The 15,358-nt window shown below is 55.3% G+C and carries 13 protein-coding genes; 7 read left to right on the top strand and 6 right to left on the bottom strand.

Going from position 1 to position 15,358, the window contains the following annotated elements:
• Window positions 1–112 precede the first annotated feature (112 nt).
• A complete protein-coding gene (tcp, locus tag HU143_RS01320) occupies window positions 113–1,756 on the top strand; it encodes a methyl-accepting chemotaxis citrate transducer (RefSeq protein ID WP_001522104.1) in 1,644 nt (547 codons plus the stop codon).
• 23 nt (window positions 1,757–1,779) lie between these two features.
• Here the strand turns inward: tcp and tusA are convergent, their stop codons facing one another.
• A complete protein-coding gene (gene tusA, locus HU143_RS01315; protein WP_023227419.1) occupies window positions 1,780–2,025 on the bottom strand; it encodes a sulfurtransferase TusA in 246 nt (81 codons plus the stop codon).
• Between the two features lie 169 nt (window positions 2,026–2,194).
• Between tusA and HU143_RS01310 the strand changes: the two genes are divergently transcribed.
• Together HU143_RS01310 and HU143_RS01305 are read left to right on the top strand one after the other, a co-directional pair.
• A complete protein-coding gene (locus HU143_RS01310; protein WP_000187489.1) occupies window positions 2,195–2,860 on the top strand; it encodes a 7-cyano-7-deazaguanine/7-aminomethyl-7-deazaguanine transporter in 666 nt (221 codons plus the stop codon).
• 72 nt (window positions 2,861–2,932) lie between these two features.
• On the top strand, window positions 2,933–3,490 hold the full coding sequence (locus HU143_RS01305; protein WP_001245277.1) for a DcrB family lipoprotein: 558 nt from the start codon (window positions 2,933–2,935) through the stop codon (window positions 3,488–3,490).
• A gap of 3 nt (window positions 3,491–3,493) precedes the next feature.
• Here the strand turns inward: HU143_RS01305 and HU143_RS01300 are convergent, their stop codons facing one another.
• The gene (locus HU143_RS01300) at window positions 3,494–4,753 is read right to left on the bottom strand and encodes an MFS transporter (RefSeq protein ID WP_077909992.1); all 1,260 of its coding nucleotides are present in this window, start codon (window positions 4,751–4,753) and stop codon (window positions 3,494–3,496) included.
• Window positions 4,754–4,842: 89 nt separating this feature from the next.
• On the opposite strand from HU143_RS01300, the gene HU143_RS01295 reads away from it, so the two are divergent.
• From HU143_RS01295 to nikR, 3 genes are all read left to right on the top strand, one after another.
• Complete coding sequence (locus tag HU143_RS01295) at window positions 4,843–5,892, top strand: AI-2E family transporter (RefSeq protein WP_000179588.1); 1,050 nt, start codon at window positions 4,843–4,845, stop codon at window positions 5,890–5,892.
• 51 nt (window positions 5,893–5,943) lie between these two features.
• Window positions 5,944–6,522, top strand: a complete 579-nt coding sequence (acpT, locus tag HU143_RS01290; RefSeq protein ID WP_023227417.1) for a 4'-phosphopantetheinyl transferase AcpT — start codon at window positions 5,944–5,946, stop codon at window positions 6,520–6,522.
• A gap of 91 nt (window positions 6,523–6,613) precedes the next feature.
• The gene (nikR, locus tag HU143_RS01285; RefSeq protein ID WP_001190057.1) at window positions 6,614–7,015 is read left to right on the top strand and encodes a nickel-responsive transcriptional regulator NikR; all 402 of its coding nucleotides are present in this window, start codon (window positions 6,614–6,616) and stop codon (window positions 7,013–7,015) included.
• 101 nt (window positions 7,016–7,116) lie between these two features.
• On the opposite strand, the gene HU143_RS01280 is transcribed toward nikR, so the two are convergent.
• The 4 genes from HU143_RS01280 to HU143_RS01265 all read right to left on the bottom strand — a co-directional run bounded on the left by HU143_RS01280 (window position 7,117) and on the right by HU143_RS01265 (window position 13,548).
• The gene (locus HU143_RS01280; protein WP_001214750.1) at window positions 7,117–8,241 is read right to left on the bottom strand and encodes an ABC transporter permease; all 1,125 of its coding nucleotides are present in this window, start codon (window positions 8,239–8,241) and stop codon (window positions 7,117–7,119) included.
• Window positions 8,241–10,982 carry a ribosome-associated ATPase/putative transporter RbbA gene (gene rbbA / locus HU143_RS01275; protein ID WP_000202482.1) on the bottom strand — a complete coding sequence of 914 codons (2,742 nt, stop codon included), beginning with the start codon at window positions 10,980–10,982 and terminating at the stop codon, window positions 8,241–8,243. The genes HU143_RS01280 and rbbA overlap by 1 nt, the downstream gene beginning before the upstream one ends.
• Complete coding sequence (locus tag HU143_RS01270; protein WP_000359836.1) at window positions 10,979–12,046, bottom strand: HlyD family secretion protein; 1,068 nt, start codon at window positions 12,044–12,046, stop codon at window positions 10,979–10,981. The genes rbbA and HU143_RS01270 overlap by 4 nt, the downstream gene beginning before the upstream one ends.
• Window positions 12,047–12,351: 305 nt before the next feature.
• Window positions 12,352–13,548, bottom strand: a complete 1,197-nt coding sequence (locus HU143_RS01265) for an NAD(P)/FAD-dependent oxidoreductase (protein WP_001627041.1) — start codon at window positions 13,546–13,548, stop codon at window positions 12,352–12,354.
• A 230-nt stretch (window positions 13,549–13,778) separates the two neighbouring features.
• Between HU143_RS01265 and pitA the strand changes: the two genes are divergently transcribed.
• Window positions 13,779–15,275, top strand: coding sequence for an inorganic phosphate transporter PitA (gene pitA / locus HU143_RS01260; protein ID WP_000902764.1), 1,497 nt, complete (start codon window positions 13,779–13,781; stop codon window positions 15,273–15,275).
• Window positions 15,276–15,358 lie beyond the last annotated feature (83 nt).

The raw sequence follows: 15,358 nt of genomic DNA, 5'->3' as shown, positions 1-15,358 counted from the left end.
TTTCTATTACTTATCAAACCATTAATCAGAAATAGCGTGATTTGATGTAAGGTTAATATTTATCCAACCGATATTGATCATACCGTCTACAAAATAAGGAATGTTAGGCACTATGAAAAATATCAAAGTCATCACCGGCGTTATCGCGACGCTGGGCATATTTAGCGCCTTATTGTTGGTGACAGGAATACTGTTTTATTCCGCCGTCAGCAGCGATCGGCTGAATTTCCAGAATGCGAGCGCGCTGAGTTACCAACAACAGGAACTGGGCGGCAGTTTTCAGACATTGATCGAAACCCGCGTCACCATTAACCGCGTGGCGATACGCATGTTAAAAAATCAGCGCGATCCCGCCTCACTGGACGCCATGAACACGCTGTTAACCAACGCTGGCGCGTCGCTCAACGAAGCGGAAAAGCATTTCAACAACTACGTGAACTCCGAAGCGATCGCGGGCAAAGATCCGGCGTTGGATGCCCAGGCCGAAGCCAGCTTTAAGCAGATGTATGACGTTTTGCAGCAGTCTATCCACTATCTTAAAGCCGATAATTACGCCGCCTATGGCAACCTTGACGCGCAAAAAGCGCAGGATGACATGGAGCAGGTATATGACCAGTGGCTCTCTCAAAATGCGCAATTAATAAAATTAGCCAGCGATCAGAATCAGAGCAGCTTTACCCAGATGCAATGGACGCTGGGGATAATTCTACTTATCGTACTCATCGTGCTGGCGTTTATCTGGCTGGGGCTGCAACGCGTTCTACTCCGCCCGCTGCAACGGATTATGGCGCACATTCAAACGATCGCCGACGGCGATCTTACCCATGAGATAGAGGCCGAAGGACGCAGTGAAATGGGCCAACTGGCCGCCGGTCTTAAAACGATGCAGCAGTCGTTAATCCGTACCGTCAGCGCGGTGCGCGATAACGCGGACTCTATCTATACTGGCGCAGGCGAAATTTCCGCCGGCAGCAGCGACCTCTCTTCCCGTACCGAACAACAGGCCTCGGCGCTGGAGGAGACCGCCGCCAGCATGGAACAGTTAACCGCCACGGTACGGCAAAACACCGATAACGCACGCCAGGCGACGGGTCTGGCGAAAACCGCATCAGAAACCGCGCGTAAAGGAGGACGCGTGGTGGATAACGTAGTGAACACCATGAACGATATCGCCGAAAGCTCGGAAAAAATCGTGGACATCACCAGCGTGATTGACGGTATCGCCTTCCAGACTAATATCCTGGCGCTGAACGCCGCGGTAGAAGCCGCCCGCGCCGGCGAACAGGGGCGAGGATTCGCGGTCGTGGCCGGAGAGGTACGCACGTTGGCCAGCCGTAGCGCGCAGGCCGCCAAAGAGATCAAAGTACTGATTGAAAACTCCGTGTCGCGCATTGATACCGGCTCTACGCAGGTACGCGAAGCGGGAGAAACCATGAAAGAGATCGTTAACGCCGTGACCCGCGTGACCGATATTATGGGCGAAATCGCCTCTGCCTCCGATGAGCAAAGCAAAGGCATTGAGCAGGTGGCGCAGGCGGTATCGGAAATGGACAGCGTGACGCAGCAAAACGCCTCGCTGGTAGAGGAATCCGCAGCAGCGGCGGCGGCGCTGGAAGATCAGGCTAACGAACTTCGTCAGGCGGTCGCCGCGTTCCGCATCCAGAAACAGCCTCGTCGGGAGGCGTCGCCAACGACGTTAAGCAAAGGTTTAACGCCACAGCCCGCCGCAGAACAGGCGAACTGGGAAAGCTTCTAATCAGAATAGTATCTGCCGTGCGGTTAATGCGCTTTACGCAATAAATAGCGGTACGGCAGACCCTCCGTCTCTTGCGCCAGCAAATCGTGTTCCATAAAGGTACAGAACCCCGGAATATCACGCGTCGTCGCCGGATCGTCGGCGATAATCAGCAATGTTTCGCCAGTTTGCATGTTGCGCACCGTTTTGCGCAACATCATTACCGGTTCAGGGCAACGCAGCCCCAGGGCGTCAAGCGTATGGTCAGGGGAGGAAAACAGATCGCTCATCTTCGTCTCAATGGTAGAAAAACGGCGATATTTTACGCCCATCTTCGTCAGTAAGCCAGGCAGGTTAACGATTGCGTGAAAATTAGCCATTGCAATGCCAGCGCAAAACAGTATTATGCGGCGGTTCTTTATTGGGTTCCCTCACCCCATCCAACAAAAAGGTCACAATATGACTCCGTTTACACAATCACAGCGCATAAAAGCGTTGTTCTGGCTATCGCTATTCCATTTACTGGTGATCATTTCCAGTAACTATCTGGTGCAGCTCCCCATCACTATTTTTGGTTTCCACACGACCTGGGGCGCGTTTAGTTTTCCTTTTATTTTTCTCGCCACCGATCTTACCGTGCGTATTTTTGGCGCACCGCTGGCGCGCCGCATTATCTTCGCCGTCATGATCCCTGCGCTGCTGGTGTCATATGTGGTGTCATCGCTGTTCTATATGGGCGCCTGGCAAGGTTTCGCCGCGCTGGCGAACTTTAATCTGTTTGTCGCCCGTATCGCCGCCGCCAGCTTTATGGCCTACGCGCTGGGACAGATCCTTGATGTCCATGTGTTTAACCGCCTGCGCCAAAATCGTCGCTGGTGGCTGGCGCCGACCGCTTCAACGCTGTTTGGCAATATCAGCGATACCCTTGCCTTTTTCTTCATTGCGTTCTGGCGAAGCCCCGATGCCTTTATGGCCGGGCACTGGATGGAAATTGCGCTGGTGGATTATTGCTTTAAGGTGCTCATCAGCATTATTTTCTTCCTGCCGATGTACGGCGTTCTACTGAATATGTTGCTGAAAAAGCTGGCAGATAAATCTGAAATTTCCCCATTACCGGCAAGTTAAAGGTTCGTTTTCCGAGTTGTGATAAGATGAGCGAATGAGCCGTTATGGCCGTTTATCGAAAGGAAGAAGTCAATGCGCAATTTGGTTAAATATGCCGGTATTGGCCTGCTGGTTATGGGGCTTGCGGCCTGTGATAACAATGATACAAAAGCGTCGGCAGAAAGCGCCGCCGCGGAAAGCCAGGCATCCGGTCAGCCCATCAGCCTGATGGATGGCAAACTCAGTTTCTCGCTGCCGGCGGATATGACCGATCAAAGCGGTAAGCTGGGCACCCAGGCGAATAATATGCACGTTTATTCTGACCCGACGGGCCAGAAAGCGGTGATTGTTATCGTCGGCGATAATACCGATGAAGCGTTGCCGGTGCTGGCGAACCGCCTGCTTGAGCAACAGCGTAGCCGCGACCCGCAGCTTCAGGTGGTCACCAATAAGTCTATTGAGCTCAAAGGCCATACGTTGCAACAACTGGACAGCATTATCTCCGCGAAAGGCCAGACGGCGTACTCTTCCATCGTGCTGGGCAAAGTGGATAACCAATTGCTGACGATTCAGGTCACGCTGCCTGCGGACAATCAGCAAAAAGCGCAAACCACGGCTGAAAACATCATCAATACGTTAGTTATTAAGTAACCTTTACGATGATGATGCGGCCTCCGGCAGTGCAGACGGAGGCCGTTTTTTTAAGCGCCAGGTCAGCAATAGCGCCATCGCTACCAGCCCGGCCGCCGCCAGATAAATCACCGGCACGCCCGCCCAGGTCATCACCAGCCCCGCCAGCGGCCCGGTCACCCCCAAAGACATATCCATAAAGACGGTATAGGTCGCCAGCGCCGCGCCCTGGTTCTGCGGCGGCACGGCTTTGACGGCCACCACGCCCAGCGCCGGAAAGACCAGAGAAAAACCCATCCCCGTGAGTAAAACGCCGATTTTTGCCATCCACGGCATGGCTGCCGTTCCCACCAGTAACAGACCAATAATCTCCACGCCAAAGCAGATCATGGCGACATTCAACCCGCCTAAACGATTGATGCCGTTAGGGAACAGCAAACGCGTGCCGACAAACGCGACGCTAAATAACGTGAGCGCAAAGGCGGCACCATCCCAACCTTTAGCATCATAAAATAAGGTAATAAACGTCGCGATGACGCCAAACCCTGCCGAGGCCAGTGCCAACGCCATACCATACAGCCAGACACGCCCCAGCACCGCGCGAAACGGCAGCGGCTTGCCTTTGTTCGCCTTCACCGACGGACGTGGAAGGGCTAACAGTATCGCCAACAGCGCCACGCCCATCACCGTTAGCGCCAGCCCCTGTAACCCGCCCCAGGCATAACACAGCACGCCCAGCGGCGCGCCTATCGCCATTGCGCCGTAGGTGACGATACCGTTCCAGGAGATGACCCGACCAATATGCAACGACCCGACGACGCCGACGCCCCACAGTGTCGAACCGGTGCCGGCAAAACTTTGCCCAATCCCCAAAATCACGCGACCCAGCCCCAGTAGCAACAAACTGATCATCGGCCAGGCGCTGGCGATATCCGCCAGCAGGTAGCCGAGTCCGCTTAAAAAACAGCCGCATAAGCCAAAGACAACGATTTTTTTCGGCCCTAATACATCCGCATACCGCCCGGCATGGGGACGGCTTAACAGAGTGGCGAAGTATTGCAGGCTGATAATAAGCCCCGCCCAGAACGCGCTGAATCCCATCGCATCATGCACATAGCCGGGCAAGACGGCGAGCGGCAGGCCGATGGTCAGGTAGCTGGCAAAGTTAAACATCACAATGGAGACAATACGCAGATTGAGGCGCAATCCGTTTAGCGCCGGTTCAGCGACGGGTTCGGGCATGAGTATCACCGCATTTTTACAACATGTTTTCTTTTCTATCATGGCGCGCGGTGAAAATCAGTAGTGAGATTCAGATTATCGGTATCAGGGCAGCCGCTACACTTAGAAAAAAACACAACAAGGAAAACTTCATGGCAACCGCTCAACCCGACAAAACGGGTATGCATATTCTGCTGAAACTGGCCTCCCTGGTTATTATTCTCGCCGGGATTCATGCCGCGGCGGATATTATTGTACAACTCTTGCTGGCGCTCTTTTTCGCCATCGTTCTTAACCCATTAGTGACCTGGTTTATTCGCCGGGGCGTGAAGCGACCGCTGGCGATTACTATCGTGGTGGTTGTCATGCTGATCGTGCTTACCGCGCTGGTGGGTGTGCTTGCCGCATCGCTTAATGAATTTATCGCTATGCTGCCTAAATACAGCAAGGAGCTGACGCGTAAAGTCTTACACCTTCAGGAGTTAATGCCCTTCCTGAATTTACATATGTCGCCGGAACGTATGCTCCGCGGGATGGATTCCGATAAAATCATGCTCTTCACCACAACATTAATGACCGGCGTATCGGGCGCGATGGCAAGCATTGTGCTGCTGGTGATGACCGTGGTTTTTATGCTGTTTGAGGTGCGTCACGTGCCTTATAAATTACGTTTCGCGCTTAACAATCCACAAATCCATATTGCCGGTCTGCACCGCGCCCTGAAAGGCGTCTCGCATTATCTGGCGCTGAAAACGCTGCTCAGTCTGTGGACGGGCGCGATTATCTGGCTAGGGCTGGCGTTAATGGATATTCAGTTTGCGCTAATGTGGGGCGTACTGGCCTTTTTGCTCAATTACGTTCCTAATATCGGCTCGGTGATTTCCGCCGTTCCCCCCATGATTCAGGCGCTGTTATTTAACGGTTTTTACGAGTGCGTACTGGTCGGCGCGCTCTTTTTGGTGGTCCATATGGTGATTGGCAACATTATGGAGCCACGCATGATGGGCCATCGTCTGGGAATGTCCACGCTGGTGGTATTTCTTTCGTTACTGGTCTGGGGATGGCTATTAGGCCCGGTCGGGATGCTCTTGTCCGTTCCTTTGACCAGCGTCTGCAAAATCTGGATGGAAACCACTAAAGGCGGCAGCAAACTGGCGATCTTACTGGGGCCAGGCCGACCGAAAAGCCGTTTACCGGGATGAGGCGACAGATGCTACAATCTCCTCTTCTTCATAGGCAACGTTGGTCCTGATATGTACCAGATCGTTCTGGGAAAAGTGTCAACATTAAGCGCAGGTCAATTGCCCGACGCGTTAATCGCTCAGGCGCCGCAGGGCGTTCGCCGGGCAAGCTGGCTGGCCGGGCGCGTGCTGCTTTCCCGTGCGCTCTCGCCGCTACCGGAGATGGTGTATGGCGAACAGGGTAAACCGGCTTTTTCCGCCGGAGCGCCGCTGTGGTTTAACCTCAGTCATAGCGGCGACACTATTGCTCTGTTGCTTAGCGACGAAGGTGAAGTCGGCTGCGATATTGAAGTGATCCGCCCGCGCGATAACTGGCGTTCGCTGGCAAATGCGGTATTCAGCCTCGGCGAACATGCTGAAATGGAAGCGGAACGTCCGGAGCAACAACTGGCGGCATTCTGGCGTATCTGGACGCGTAAAGAAGCCATCGTAAAACAACGCGGCGGCAGCGCCTGGCAAATCGTCAGCGTGGACAGCACGTTGCCCTCTGCCTTGTCGGTCAGCCAGTGTCAGCTCGATACGCTCAGTCTGGCAGTCTGTACCCCCACACCGTTTACGCTGACGCCGCAGACGATAACGAAAGCGCTATGACACATTAATTTTTCCCTCTGGCGGCGGACGTGTGTTACAAAATGCGGAGCTTCCCATGCGCCGACGCGCCATACCAAAAGGTTTAAGTCAGATGCAACGTGTCACCATCACCCTCGATGACGATTTACTGGAAACGCTGGACAGCCTGAGCCAGCGACGCGGCTATAACAATCGCTCCGAAGCGATCCGTGATATTCTGCGCGGCGCTCTGGCGCAGGAGGCCACTCAGGAACACGGCACACAGGGTTTCGCGGTACTTTCATATGTTTATGAACATGAGAAACGGGATTTAGCCAGCCGCATCGTCTCCACCCAGCATCATCATCATGATTTATCCGTCGCCACGCTGCACGTCCATATCAACCACGATGACTGTCTGGAGATCGCCGTTCTGAAGGGCGATATGGGCGACGTACAGCATTTTGCCGATGATGTTATCGCCCAGCGCGGCGTGCGCCACGGCCACTTGCAGTGTTTGCCGAAAGAAGACTAACGCCCCAGCGCTTTGCCGGGGGCGCTTCGCTTGCCCGGCCTACGTTCGCACGTCGTCGTTTGTAGGCCGGATGAGGCGCAGCCGCCATCCGGCAATAATGTTTACGCCATTGTGCCAATCGTTTTTCTGAAGCGTAACAGCGCTATCAGGAAGAACACGCCGCCTATCGCCAGCAGGGTCAGGAACTGCGGCCAGACGATACTCAAACCTGCGCCGCGATAAAGAATAGCCTGGGCAAGGCTGACAAAATGCGTCGTCGGCATGGTCAGCATAATATCCTGCACCGCCTGCGGCATACTTTCGCGCGGCGTGGAACCGCCGGAGAGCATTTGTAGCGGCAACAGCACCAGAATCATTAATAACCCCAGCTGCGGCATCGAACGGGCGATGGTGCCCATAAAAATCCCAATTGAAGTGGTGGCGAACAGGCTCAGCGCCACGCCCAACATAAACAATGGGATCGATCCTTCAATCGGTACGCCAAGCACGCCTTTCACCATCAGCATCAAAGACAAACCGGAAACCACCAGCACAACCAGCCCCATCGACCATACTTTTGCCATCATGATCTCAAAGGGCGTGACCGGCATCACCAACAGATGCTCTACCGTGCCGTGTTCTCGCTCGCGGATCAGCGCCGATCCGGTCAGCACTATCGCCAGCATGGTAATGTTGTTGATAATCGCCATCACGCCGCCAAACCACGCCGGGTCGAGATTCGGGTTAAAGCGCATCCGAATCTCCAGCGACACCGGCTGAACGTTATCTCCCCGCGCGCGCGCCACAAAGCTGTTGACCTCGCCGCTAATAATATTCTGGATATAACTGTTGCCGGTAAACGCCTGGCTCATGCGCGTCGCATCGACGTTAACCTGAATATCAGGCTGACGTCCGGCCAGCACATCACGCTGGAAATTCGGCGGAATATTGACCGCAAAGGTATAGCGTCCGGCATCCAGTCCGGCATCCATTTCCGTTGCCGTAATCATCTCCGGCGGCAGAAACCACGGGCGGTAAAAACTATTCACAATACGGTTCGACAACTGCGACTGATCCATATCGGCGATGGCGATAGGGGCAAGATGCAACGAACCGGGCAGGACGGTAGCAGAGGAGTAAACCGAAATCGTAAAGGCGAAGACGATCAGCGCCAGCATCGCTTTGTCGCCCAGCAGACTGCGCAGTTCTTTGACGCCGAGGTTATAAATATTACGTAATCCGCGCATTACCCCTCCTGTTTTTTCAGCAGCAGAATGCTCAGACCCATCACCACCGGGACGGCAATCAGTAACGGCATAAATAACGGCCAGAGATCGGACAGATCCAACGCTTTGGAAAACGTCCCGCGCGCGATCGTCAGAAAATGGCTGGTCGGGTAGATCTCGCCGATCCATCTTCCCGGTCCTTCCAGCGAAGCCACCGGATCGATCATGCCGGAAAATTGTGTTGCCGGAATGAGGGTAATAATCGACGTCCCAAAAATAGCGGCGATTTGGCTCTTCATAAACGTAGAGATCAGCAGCCCCAGACCGGTGGCGATGATGACGTAAAGTAGCGCCGCGAGGGTAAGCGTGAGAAAGCTGCCTTTCAGCGGCACGCCGAACACAAAGACCGACAGCGCGCACAGTAGCAAGAAGTTCAGCATACCCAGCGCGATATACGGCAGTTGTTTACCCAGCAAAAATTCGCTGCGCGTCGTCGGCGTTACGTACAGATTAATCATCGACCCCAGCTCTTTCTCCCGCACCACGCTCAGGGCGCTAAGCATTGACGGGATCATCATGAGCAGCAGCGGAATGACCGCCGGAACGATAGCGGGCAGACTTTTCACATCCGGGTTATAGCGATAGCGCGTTTCAATGTTGAGCAGCCCGGTCTGTTTAACCGGGTTCGGCTGACGACTTGCCGCCTCCTGCAGCCAGCTTTGGTGCATCGCCTGAACGTACCCCTTCACCGTCTCGGCGCGGCTGGGCATGGCGCCATCCACCCAGACGCCAATCTGCGCTGGCGTACCGCGAGCAATATCGCGGCCAAAATTAGGCGGGATCTCAATGGCAACCGCCAACTCTCCCGAACGCATCCGCCGGTCAAGCTCGTCATAGCTGGCGAGCGGCGGCTGTTCGATAAAATAGCGCGATCCCGCCAGATTGAGCGACCATGCCTGGCTGCTGACGGTTTGATCGCGATCGAGTACGGCAAAACGCAGGTTCTCCACGTCCATACTGATGCCATAGCCCATAATCAGCATCAGAATTACCGTTCCCAGCAGCGCCAGCGTCGAGCGTACCGGATCGCGGCGTAGCTCCAGCGCTTCGCGGCGACTGTAGCTGAACAAACGCCGGAAGCTCAATCCCTGCCGCGACGGTTTACCTGACGCGGCGGGCGTCTGGGATGGCGGTATTGGGGTTTCAGGCGCCGCTCCCGCAGCTTCCTGTAGCCAGGAAATAAACGCCGCCTCCAGATTGGCCGCGCCCCGCTGTTGCACCAATTCCTGCGGCGTACCGCTGGCGAGCACTTTACCGGCGTGCATCAATGACATTCGGTCGCAACGTTCCGCTTCGTTCATAAAATGGGTCGAGATAAAAATCGTCACCTTATCCTGACGCGAAAGATCGACCATAAGCTGCCAGAACATATCCCTGGCGACCGGATCAACGCCGGACGTTGGCTCATCAAGAATCAGCATTTCCGGGCGATGGATCACCGCTACCGCCAACGATAAACGCTGGCGGATACCGAGCGGCAACGAAGCGGGGAGCGTATCTTCCACCTCCGTTAGCATAAAGCGTTCGATCATCTGCGCGACGCGCGCCGGGATCTCCGCTGGCGGAATATGAAACAGGCGGGCATGAAGTTCCAGATTCTGCCGCACGGTGAGTTCGTTATAGAGCGAAAAAGCCTGCGACATATACCCGACCCGGCGACGGGTATCGATGTCGTTCGGGTCTACCGGCTGGCCAAATAGCCAGGCCTGGCCTTCGCTGGCGGGAAGCAGACCGGTCAGCATTTTCATGGTGGTCGATTTGCCGCAACCGTTTGAACCGAGGAAGCCAAAAATCTCGCCGCGCGGAATGCGGAAATTAACATGGTCAACCGCGACGAACTTACCGAAGCGCATGGTCAGATCTTTCGCCTCAATAGCAATCTCTTCCTGCTCAGCGTGATAGGGCGGGATCACCACTGGCTTATGCGCCTGGCGCTGCGCTTCTGGCAACAGGGCGATAAACGCCTGTTCCAGCGTCGCGCTATGGGTTTTTGCCCGCAGTTGCTGCGCGCTGCCGGTTGCCAGTATCTCGCCCGCATTCATCGCCACCAGCCAGTCAAAACGCTCCGCCTCTTCCATATAGGCCGTTGCGACCAACACGCTCATATTGGTCTGCCGTTGGCGGATACTGTCGATTAAGTCCCAGAACTGAGCGCGGGAGAGCGGGTCCACGCCGGTGGTAGGCTCATCAAGAATCAGCAATTCCGGGTCATGAATCAGCGCACAGCACAACCCCAGCTTTTGTTTCATCCCACCGGACAGCTTCCCGGCAGGACGGTCACGAAACGGCGCCAGGCCGGTGCTGTTCAGCAGCTCGGTAATACGCGCTTCGCGTTCAGCTTTGTCATGACCAAAGAGACGAGCGAAAAAATCGACGTTCTCATAAACCGATAACGTGTGATAAAGGTTTTTCCCCAACCCCTGCGGCATCCAGGCGATGCGCGGACAGACGTCGCGGCGATGTTTCGCATCGCGCATATCGCCGCCCAGGACGATAACGTTCCCTTGCTCAATCACCCGCGCGCCAGAAATCAGCGACAGCAGGCTCGACTTACCCACCCCGTCCGGACCAATCAGCCCGACCATACTACGGGCGGGAATGTCCAGCGTGATATTGTTCAGCGCGGCTGTTTTTCCGTAATGCTGGCTCACCCCCTCAAGCTGCGCCACGGGAGGAACAGGCACCAGCTTCAGCGACGTCATTGCGACAGCCTCACGCTTAGAGCGTCAGGCCAGGGCACGCGCTCATCCAGACGAACCCAGGCCATTCCCGGCAAACCGGTTTTGACATATTCCAGATGCTGTCGCAGTAGCTCTGGCGGAATACGCGCTTTGACGCGGAACATCAGCTTCAGCCGTTCATCGTGGGTTTCCACGGTTTTGGGCGTGAACTGCGCCACGCTGGCGACAAAACTGATCGTCGCCGGAATACGCAGATCCGGCGCGGCGTCCAGCACCAGTCGCGCTTCGCCGCCGATCTTCAACAACCCAGCCTGTTCGGTCGGCAGGAAAAATGTCATATAAACGTCGCTGAGATCGACCATGTTCAACACCCGGCCGCCAGCCGATAACACTTCGCCCGGCTCCGCAACGCGGTACTGCACGCGTCCATCGCGCGGCGCTTTTAATTCGCTGTCGTCGATGTCGGCGACAATACGCCGCTCGGTCGCCTGCGCCGCTTCCACGCGCGTTTGCGCCTGGATAATACTGGTACGCGCCGCCTCAATCGCCGCTTTTGCCGCAGATACCTGCGCTTTGGCGGTCTCCAGGGCGGCGCGCGCGCTTTCCGCCGCCGCGCGATCGTCATCTAACTGTTGTACAGATACCGCGCCACGCTGCGACAGCGAACGGGAACGCACGTGACGTTTAGAGACGGAGTCCAGCTCAGCTTCCCGCTGTTTGACGACCGACTGCGCGGCGCGCATTTCACTCTGGCGTTGCTCCAGCAAGGCACGGGCGGCGGCAACCGCGCTTTCGGCCTCTTTAATCTGCGCAATCGCCTCCAGCCGCTGCTCCTGCAGCACGCGGGTATCCATTTTCGCCAGCACCTCGCCCTGACGAACGAACTGCCCTTCCGAAACGAGGATGGTATCAATACGCCCGGCAATCTTAGTGGCAATATCCACTTCGGTGGCTTCAATTCTGCCGTTGCTGGCGGCAAATCCCTCCGGTATTCCCGCAGGGCGCAGCATCCACCAGGCTATCGCGGCCACCGCCACAAGAATCCCCGCTCCCCACCACACCAGATGACGCTTCATTTTGTCCATAATCGACCCGCCGTAATCCCTGTTGTCTAACCATGCGTGTCACAAAGTCCGCCGGGCGTGCGCTCAGCGGGGGTTTCCATTCGGGATAAGAATGAAAAAAGAAAAGGGGCCAGACGACGAACAGACGCCGATGAAGCGCTCGCCGTCAAAGGGAGTGAATGATGTAGGTACCCGGAAAAGAGGGAGTAATGTTGTCATCATCAGCGTTCCTGGCCGTAAATGAAACACGCATACTCATAACTGCTATAAATCGATACTAACACCTCTGTCCGGGATGTCTATTCGCTTATTGTTTGTAATGGTACTTAGCGTTTTGCCGCCAAATCCTGCGCGCAGGCCCAGGCGCTCGACCACGCCCACTGGAAGTTATAGCCGCCCAACCAGCCGGTGACGTCCATCACTTCGCCGATAAAATAGAGACCCGGCACGCGGCGCGCTTCCATAGTCCGCGATGATAGTTCGTTTGTATCCACGCCGCCCAGCGTCACTTCCGCTGTCCGATAGCCTTCGGTGCCGTTAGGCTGCACTTGCCAGGCCGTAAGCGTGTCAACCAACGCCTGCTGGTCACGAACGTTCAACTGTCTGAGCGATACATCCGGGATGTGCCCCAACTGTTGTAAACACTCCACCAACCGTTTCGGCAAATGCATCGCCAGCGTGTTCTTCAGACTCTGGTTCGGGTGCGCGTTACGCTGTTCATTGAGAACATCTTCCAGCGAGAGGTCCGGCAATAAGTTAATGCTCACTAACTCCCCCGGTTGCCAGTAGCTGGAAATCTGTAAAACAGCGGGGCCGGACAGCCCACGATGGGTAAAAAGTAGGTTTTCCCGAAATACCGTGCCATTGCGGGCGGTAATTACGCAGGGCACAGAGACGCCAGACAGCGTCTGGAGCTGTTCTAACAGCGGCTTATGCAGCGTAAAGGGCACCAACCCGGCGCGCGTCGGCAACACCTTGAGACCAAACTGTTCGGCGATTTTATAGCCAAACGGCGATGCGCCAAGCCCCGGCATCGACAGACCGCCGCTGGCAATCACCAGCTTTTGCGTAGTCACCGTCTCGCCGTTCAACGCCAGTATGAAACCCGACTCATCACGCTCGACGCTCAATACCTCGCTACGCAGGCGCATCGTTACGCCGCCTTTGTCGCACTCGGCAACCAGCATATCGACAATGCGTTGGGCGGAATCATCGCAAAAAAGCTGTCCCAGCGTTTTCTCATGCCAGGCTATCCCATACCTGCCGACCAGATCGATAAAGTCCCACTGGGTATAGCGGGCTAATGCTGATTTGCAAAAATGGGGGTTCTGGCTCAAATACGCAGCAGGCTCAACATAAAGATTAGTAAAGTTGCAGCGCCCACCGCCGGACATGAGGATTTTACGTCCTGGCTTCTTGCCATTATCGATGAGCAGCACGCGGCTACCCGCCTGTCCTGCCTGCGCGGCGCAAAACATGCCCGCTGCGCCAGCGCCTATAATAACGGCATCAAACCTTTCCACGTCGCCTTCCTCTCTCAAATTCGGGCGGGAATTGTAAAGTTTCCTCAGTGGTCGCACCAGCGCGAAAAGCGCCTGAAAATGGTATTTATCTGAAATATATAAGATAATTCTTTAGTGATATCAAACAAAGCACGAAGTACATCAAAAAAAGTCTATATTTCACTTTGCCCGCGCCGCCAAAGTCACTGATAATGCGCCGCGTTCATGTCCTCAAAATGGCGTAACGTCCTATGCTACATTTGTTTGCTGGCCTGGATTTACATACCGGGCTTTTATTATTGCTTGCTCTGGCTTTTGTGCTGTTCTACGAAGCGATTAACGGCTTCCATGACACAGCCAATGCAGTCGCAACCGTGATTTACACCCGTGCGATGCGTTCGCAGCTGGCGGTTGTCATGGCGGCGGTGTTTAACTTTTTTGGCGTTTTGCTGGGGGGTCTCAGCGTGGCGTATGCCATTGTGCATATGCTACCGACGGATCTCCTGCTCAACATGGGTTCCGCGCACGGCCTCGCTATGGTCTTTTCCATGTTGCTGGCGGCGATTATCTGGAACCTCGGTACCTGGTATTTCGGGTTGCCGGCGTCCAGTTCCCACACGCTGATTGGCGCCATTATCGGCATCGGTTTAACCAATGCGATGATGACCGGCACGTCAGTGGTGGATGCGCTTAACATCCCGAAAGTTATCAATATTTTCGGTTCACTCATTATCTCCCCTATTGTCGGTCTGGTATTCGCCGGCGGTCTGATTTTCTTGCTGCGCCGCTACTGGAGCGGTACTAAGAAACGCGCCCGTATCCACCTGACGCCAGCCGAACGTGAAAAGAAAGACGGCAAGAAAAAGCCGCCGTTCTGGACGCGTATCGCGCTGATCCTCTCCGCTATCGGCGTGGCGTTTTCGCATGGCGCGAACGATGGTCAGAAAGGCATTGGCCTGGTCATGCTGGTGCTGATTGGCGTCGCGCCTGCGGGTTTCGTGGTCAATATGAATGCCTCCAGCTACGAAATCACCCGTACGCGCGATGCTATCAACAATGTCGAAACGTACTTTGAGCAGCGTCCTGACCTGCTGAAAGCCGTCACCGGCGTTGACCAACTGATTCCCTCTCCGGAGCCGGGCGCGACTGAACCGACTGAATTCCACTGCCATCCGGCTAACACCATTAACGCGCTTAACCGTGCGAAAGGGATGCTGGCAAACGTGGAAAGCTACGACAAGTTAAGCGTTGAACAGCGTAGTCAGTTGCGTCGCATTATGCTGTGCATTTCCGACACGACCGATAAAGTCGTGAAATTGCCTGGCGTAAGCAGCGATGACCAGCGCCTGCTGAAAAAGCTGAAGACCGATATGTTAAGCACCATTGAGTATGCGCCGGTGTGGATCATTATGGCAGTGGCGTTGGCGCTGGGTATAGGTACGATGATCGGCTGGCGTCGCGTGGCGACCACTATCGGCGAGAAAATTGGTAAAAAAGGCATGACGTATGCGCAGGGAATGTCGGCGCAGATGACGGCGGCAGTCTCTATCGGTCTTGCCAGCTACACCGGTATGCCAGTTTCTACCACTCACGTACTCTCCTCTTCAGTGGCGGGAACCATGGTCGTTGATGGCGGCGGGTTGCAGCGTAAAACCGTGACCAGCATTCTGATGGCCTGGGTATTTACGTTACCGGCGGCGATTATTCTTTCCGGCGTGCTGTACTGGCTTTCCCTGAAGATTATTTAAGCCAAATGGACCGGATAGCGCTGTCGCTAATCCGGCCTGTCAGGATGAAGCAACACAGGCCTGTCATCCGGGAGGCTTATCTA

Origin of the sequence: Salmonella sp. SJTUF14076, assembly GCF_015534835.1 — a bacterium.
Taxonomy (GTDB): Bacteria; Pseudomonadota; Gammaproteobacteria; order Enterobacterales; family Enterobacteriaceae; genus Salmonella; species Salmonella enterica.
This window is presented reverse-complemented; position numbering and strand designations above follow the sequence as displayed.

Bases quoted from the DNA above. Each gene is read 5' to 3' on its own strand.
- tcp (WP_001522104.1), top strand. From the start codon at position 113: ATGAAAAATATCAAAGTCATCACCGGCGTTATCGCGACGCTGGGCATA.
- tusA (WP_023227419.1), bottom strand. From the start codon at position 2,025: ATGAGCGATCTGTTTTCCTCCCCTGACCATACGCTTGACGCCCTGGGG.
- HU143_RS01310 (WP_000187489.1), top strand. From the start codon at position 2,195: ATGACTCCGTTTACACAATCACAGCGCATAAAAGCGTTGTTCTGGCTA.
- HU143_RS01305 (WP_001245277.1), top strand. From the start codon at position 2,933: ATGCGCAATTTGGTTAAATATGCCGGTATTGGCCTGCTGGTTATGGGG.
- HU143_RS01300 (WP_077909992.1), bottom strand. From the start codon at position 4,753: ATGATAGAAAAGAAAACATGTTGTAAAAATGCGGTGATACTCATGCCC.
- HU143_RS01295 (WP_000179588.1), top strand. From the start codon at position 4,843: ATGGCAACCGCTCAACCCGACAAAACGGGTATGCATATTCTGCTGAAA.
- acpT (WP_023227417.1), top strand. From the start codon at position 5,944: ATGTACCAGATCGTTCTGGGAAAAGTGTCAACATTAAGCGCAGGTCAA.
- nikR (WP_001190057.1), top strand. From the start codon at position 6,614: ATGCAACGTGTCACCATCACCCTCGATGACGATTTACTGGAAACGCTG.
- HU143_RS01280 (WP_001214750.1), bottom strand. From the start codon at position 8,241: ATGCGCGGATTACGTAATATTTATAACCTCGGCGTCAAAGAACTGCGC.
- rbbA (WP_000202482.1), bottom strand. From the start codon at position 10,982: ATGACGTCGCTGAAGCTGGTGCCTGTTCCTCCCGTGGCGCAGCTTGAG.
- HU143_RS01270 (WP_000359836.1), bottom strand. From the start codon at position 12,046: ATGGACAAAATGAAGCGTCATCTGGTGTGGTGGGGAGCGGGGATTCTT.
- pitA (WP_000902764.1), top strand. From the start codon at position 13,779: ATGCTACATTTGTTTGCTGGCCTGGATTTACATACCGGGCTTTTATTA.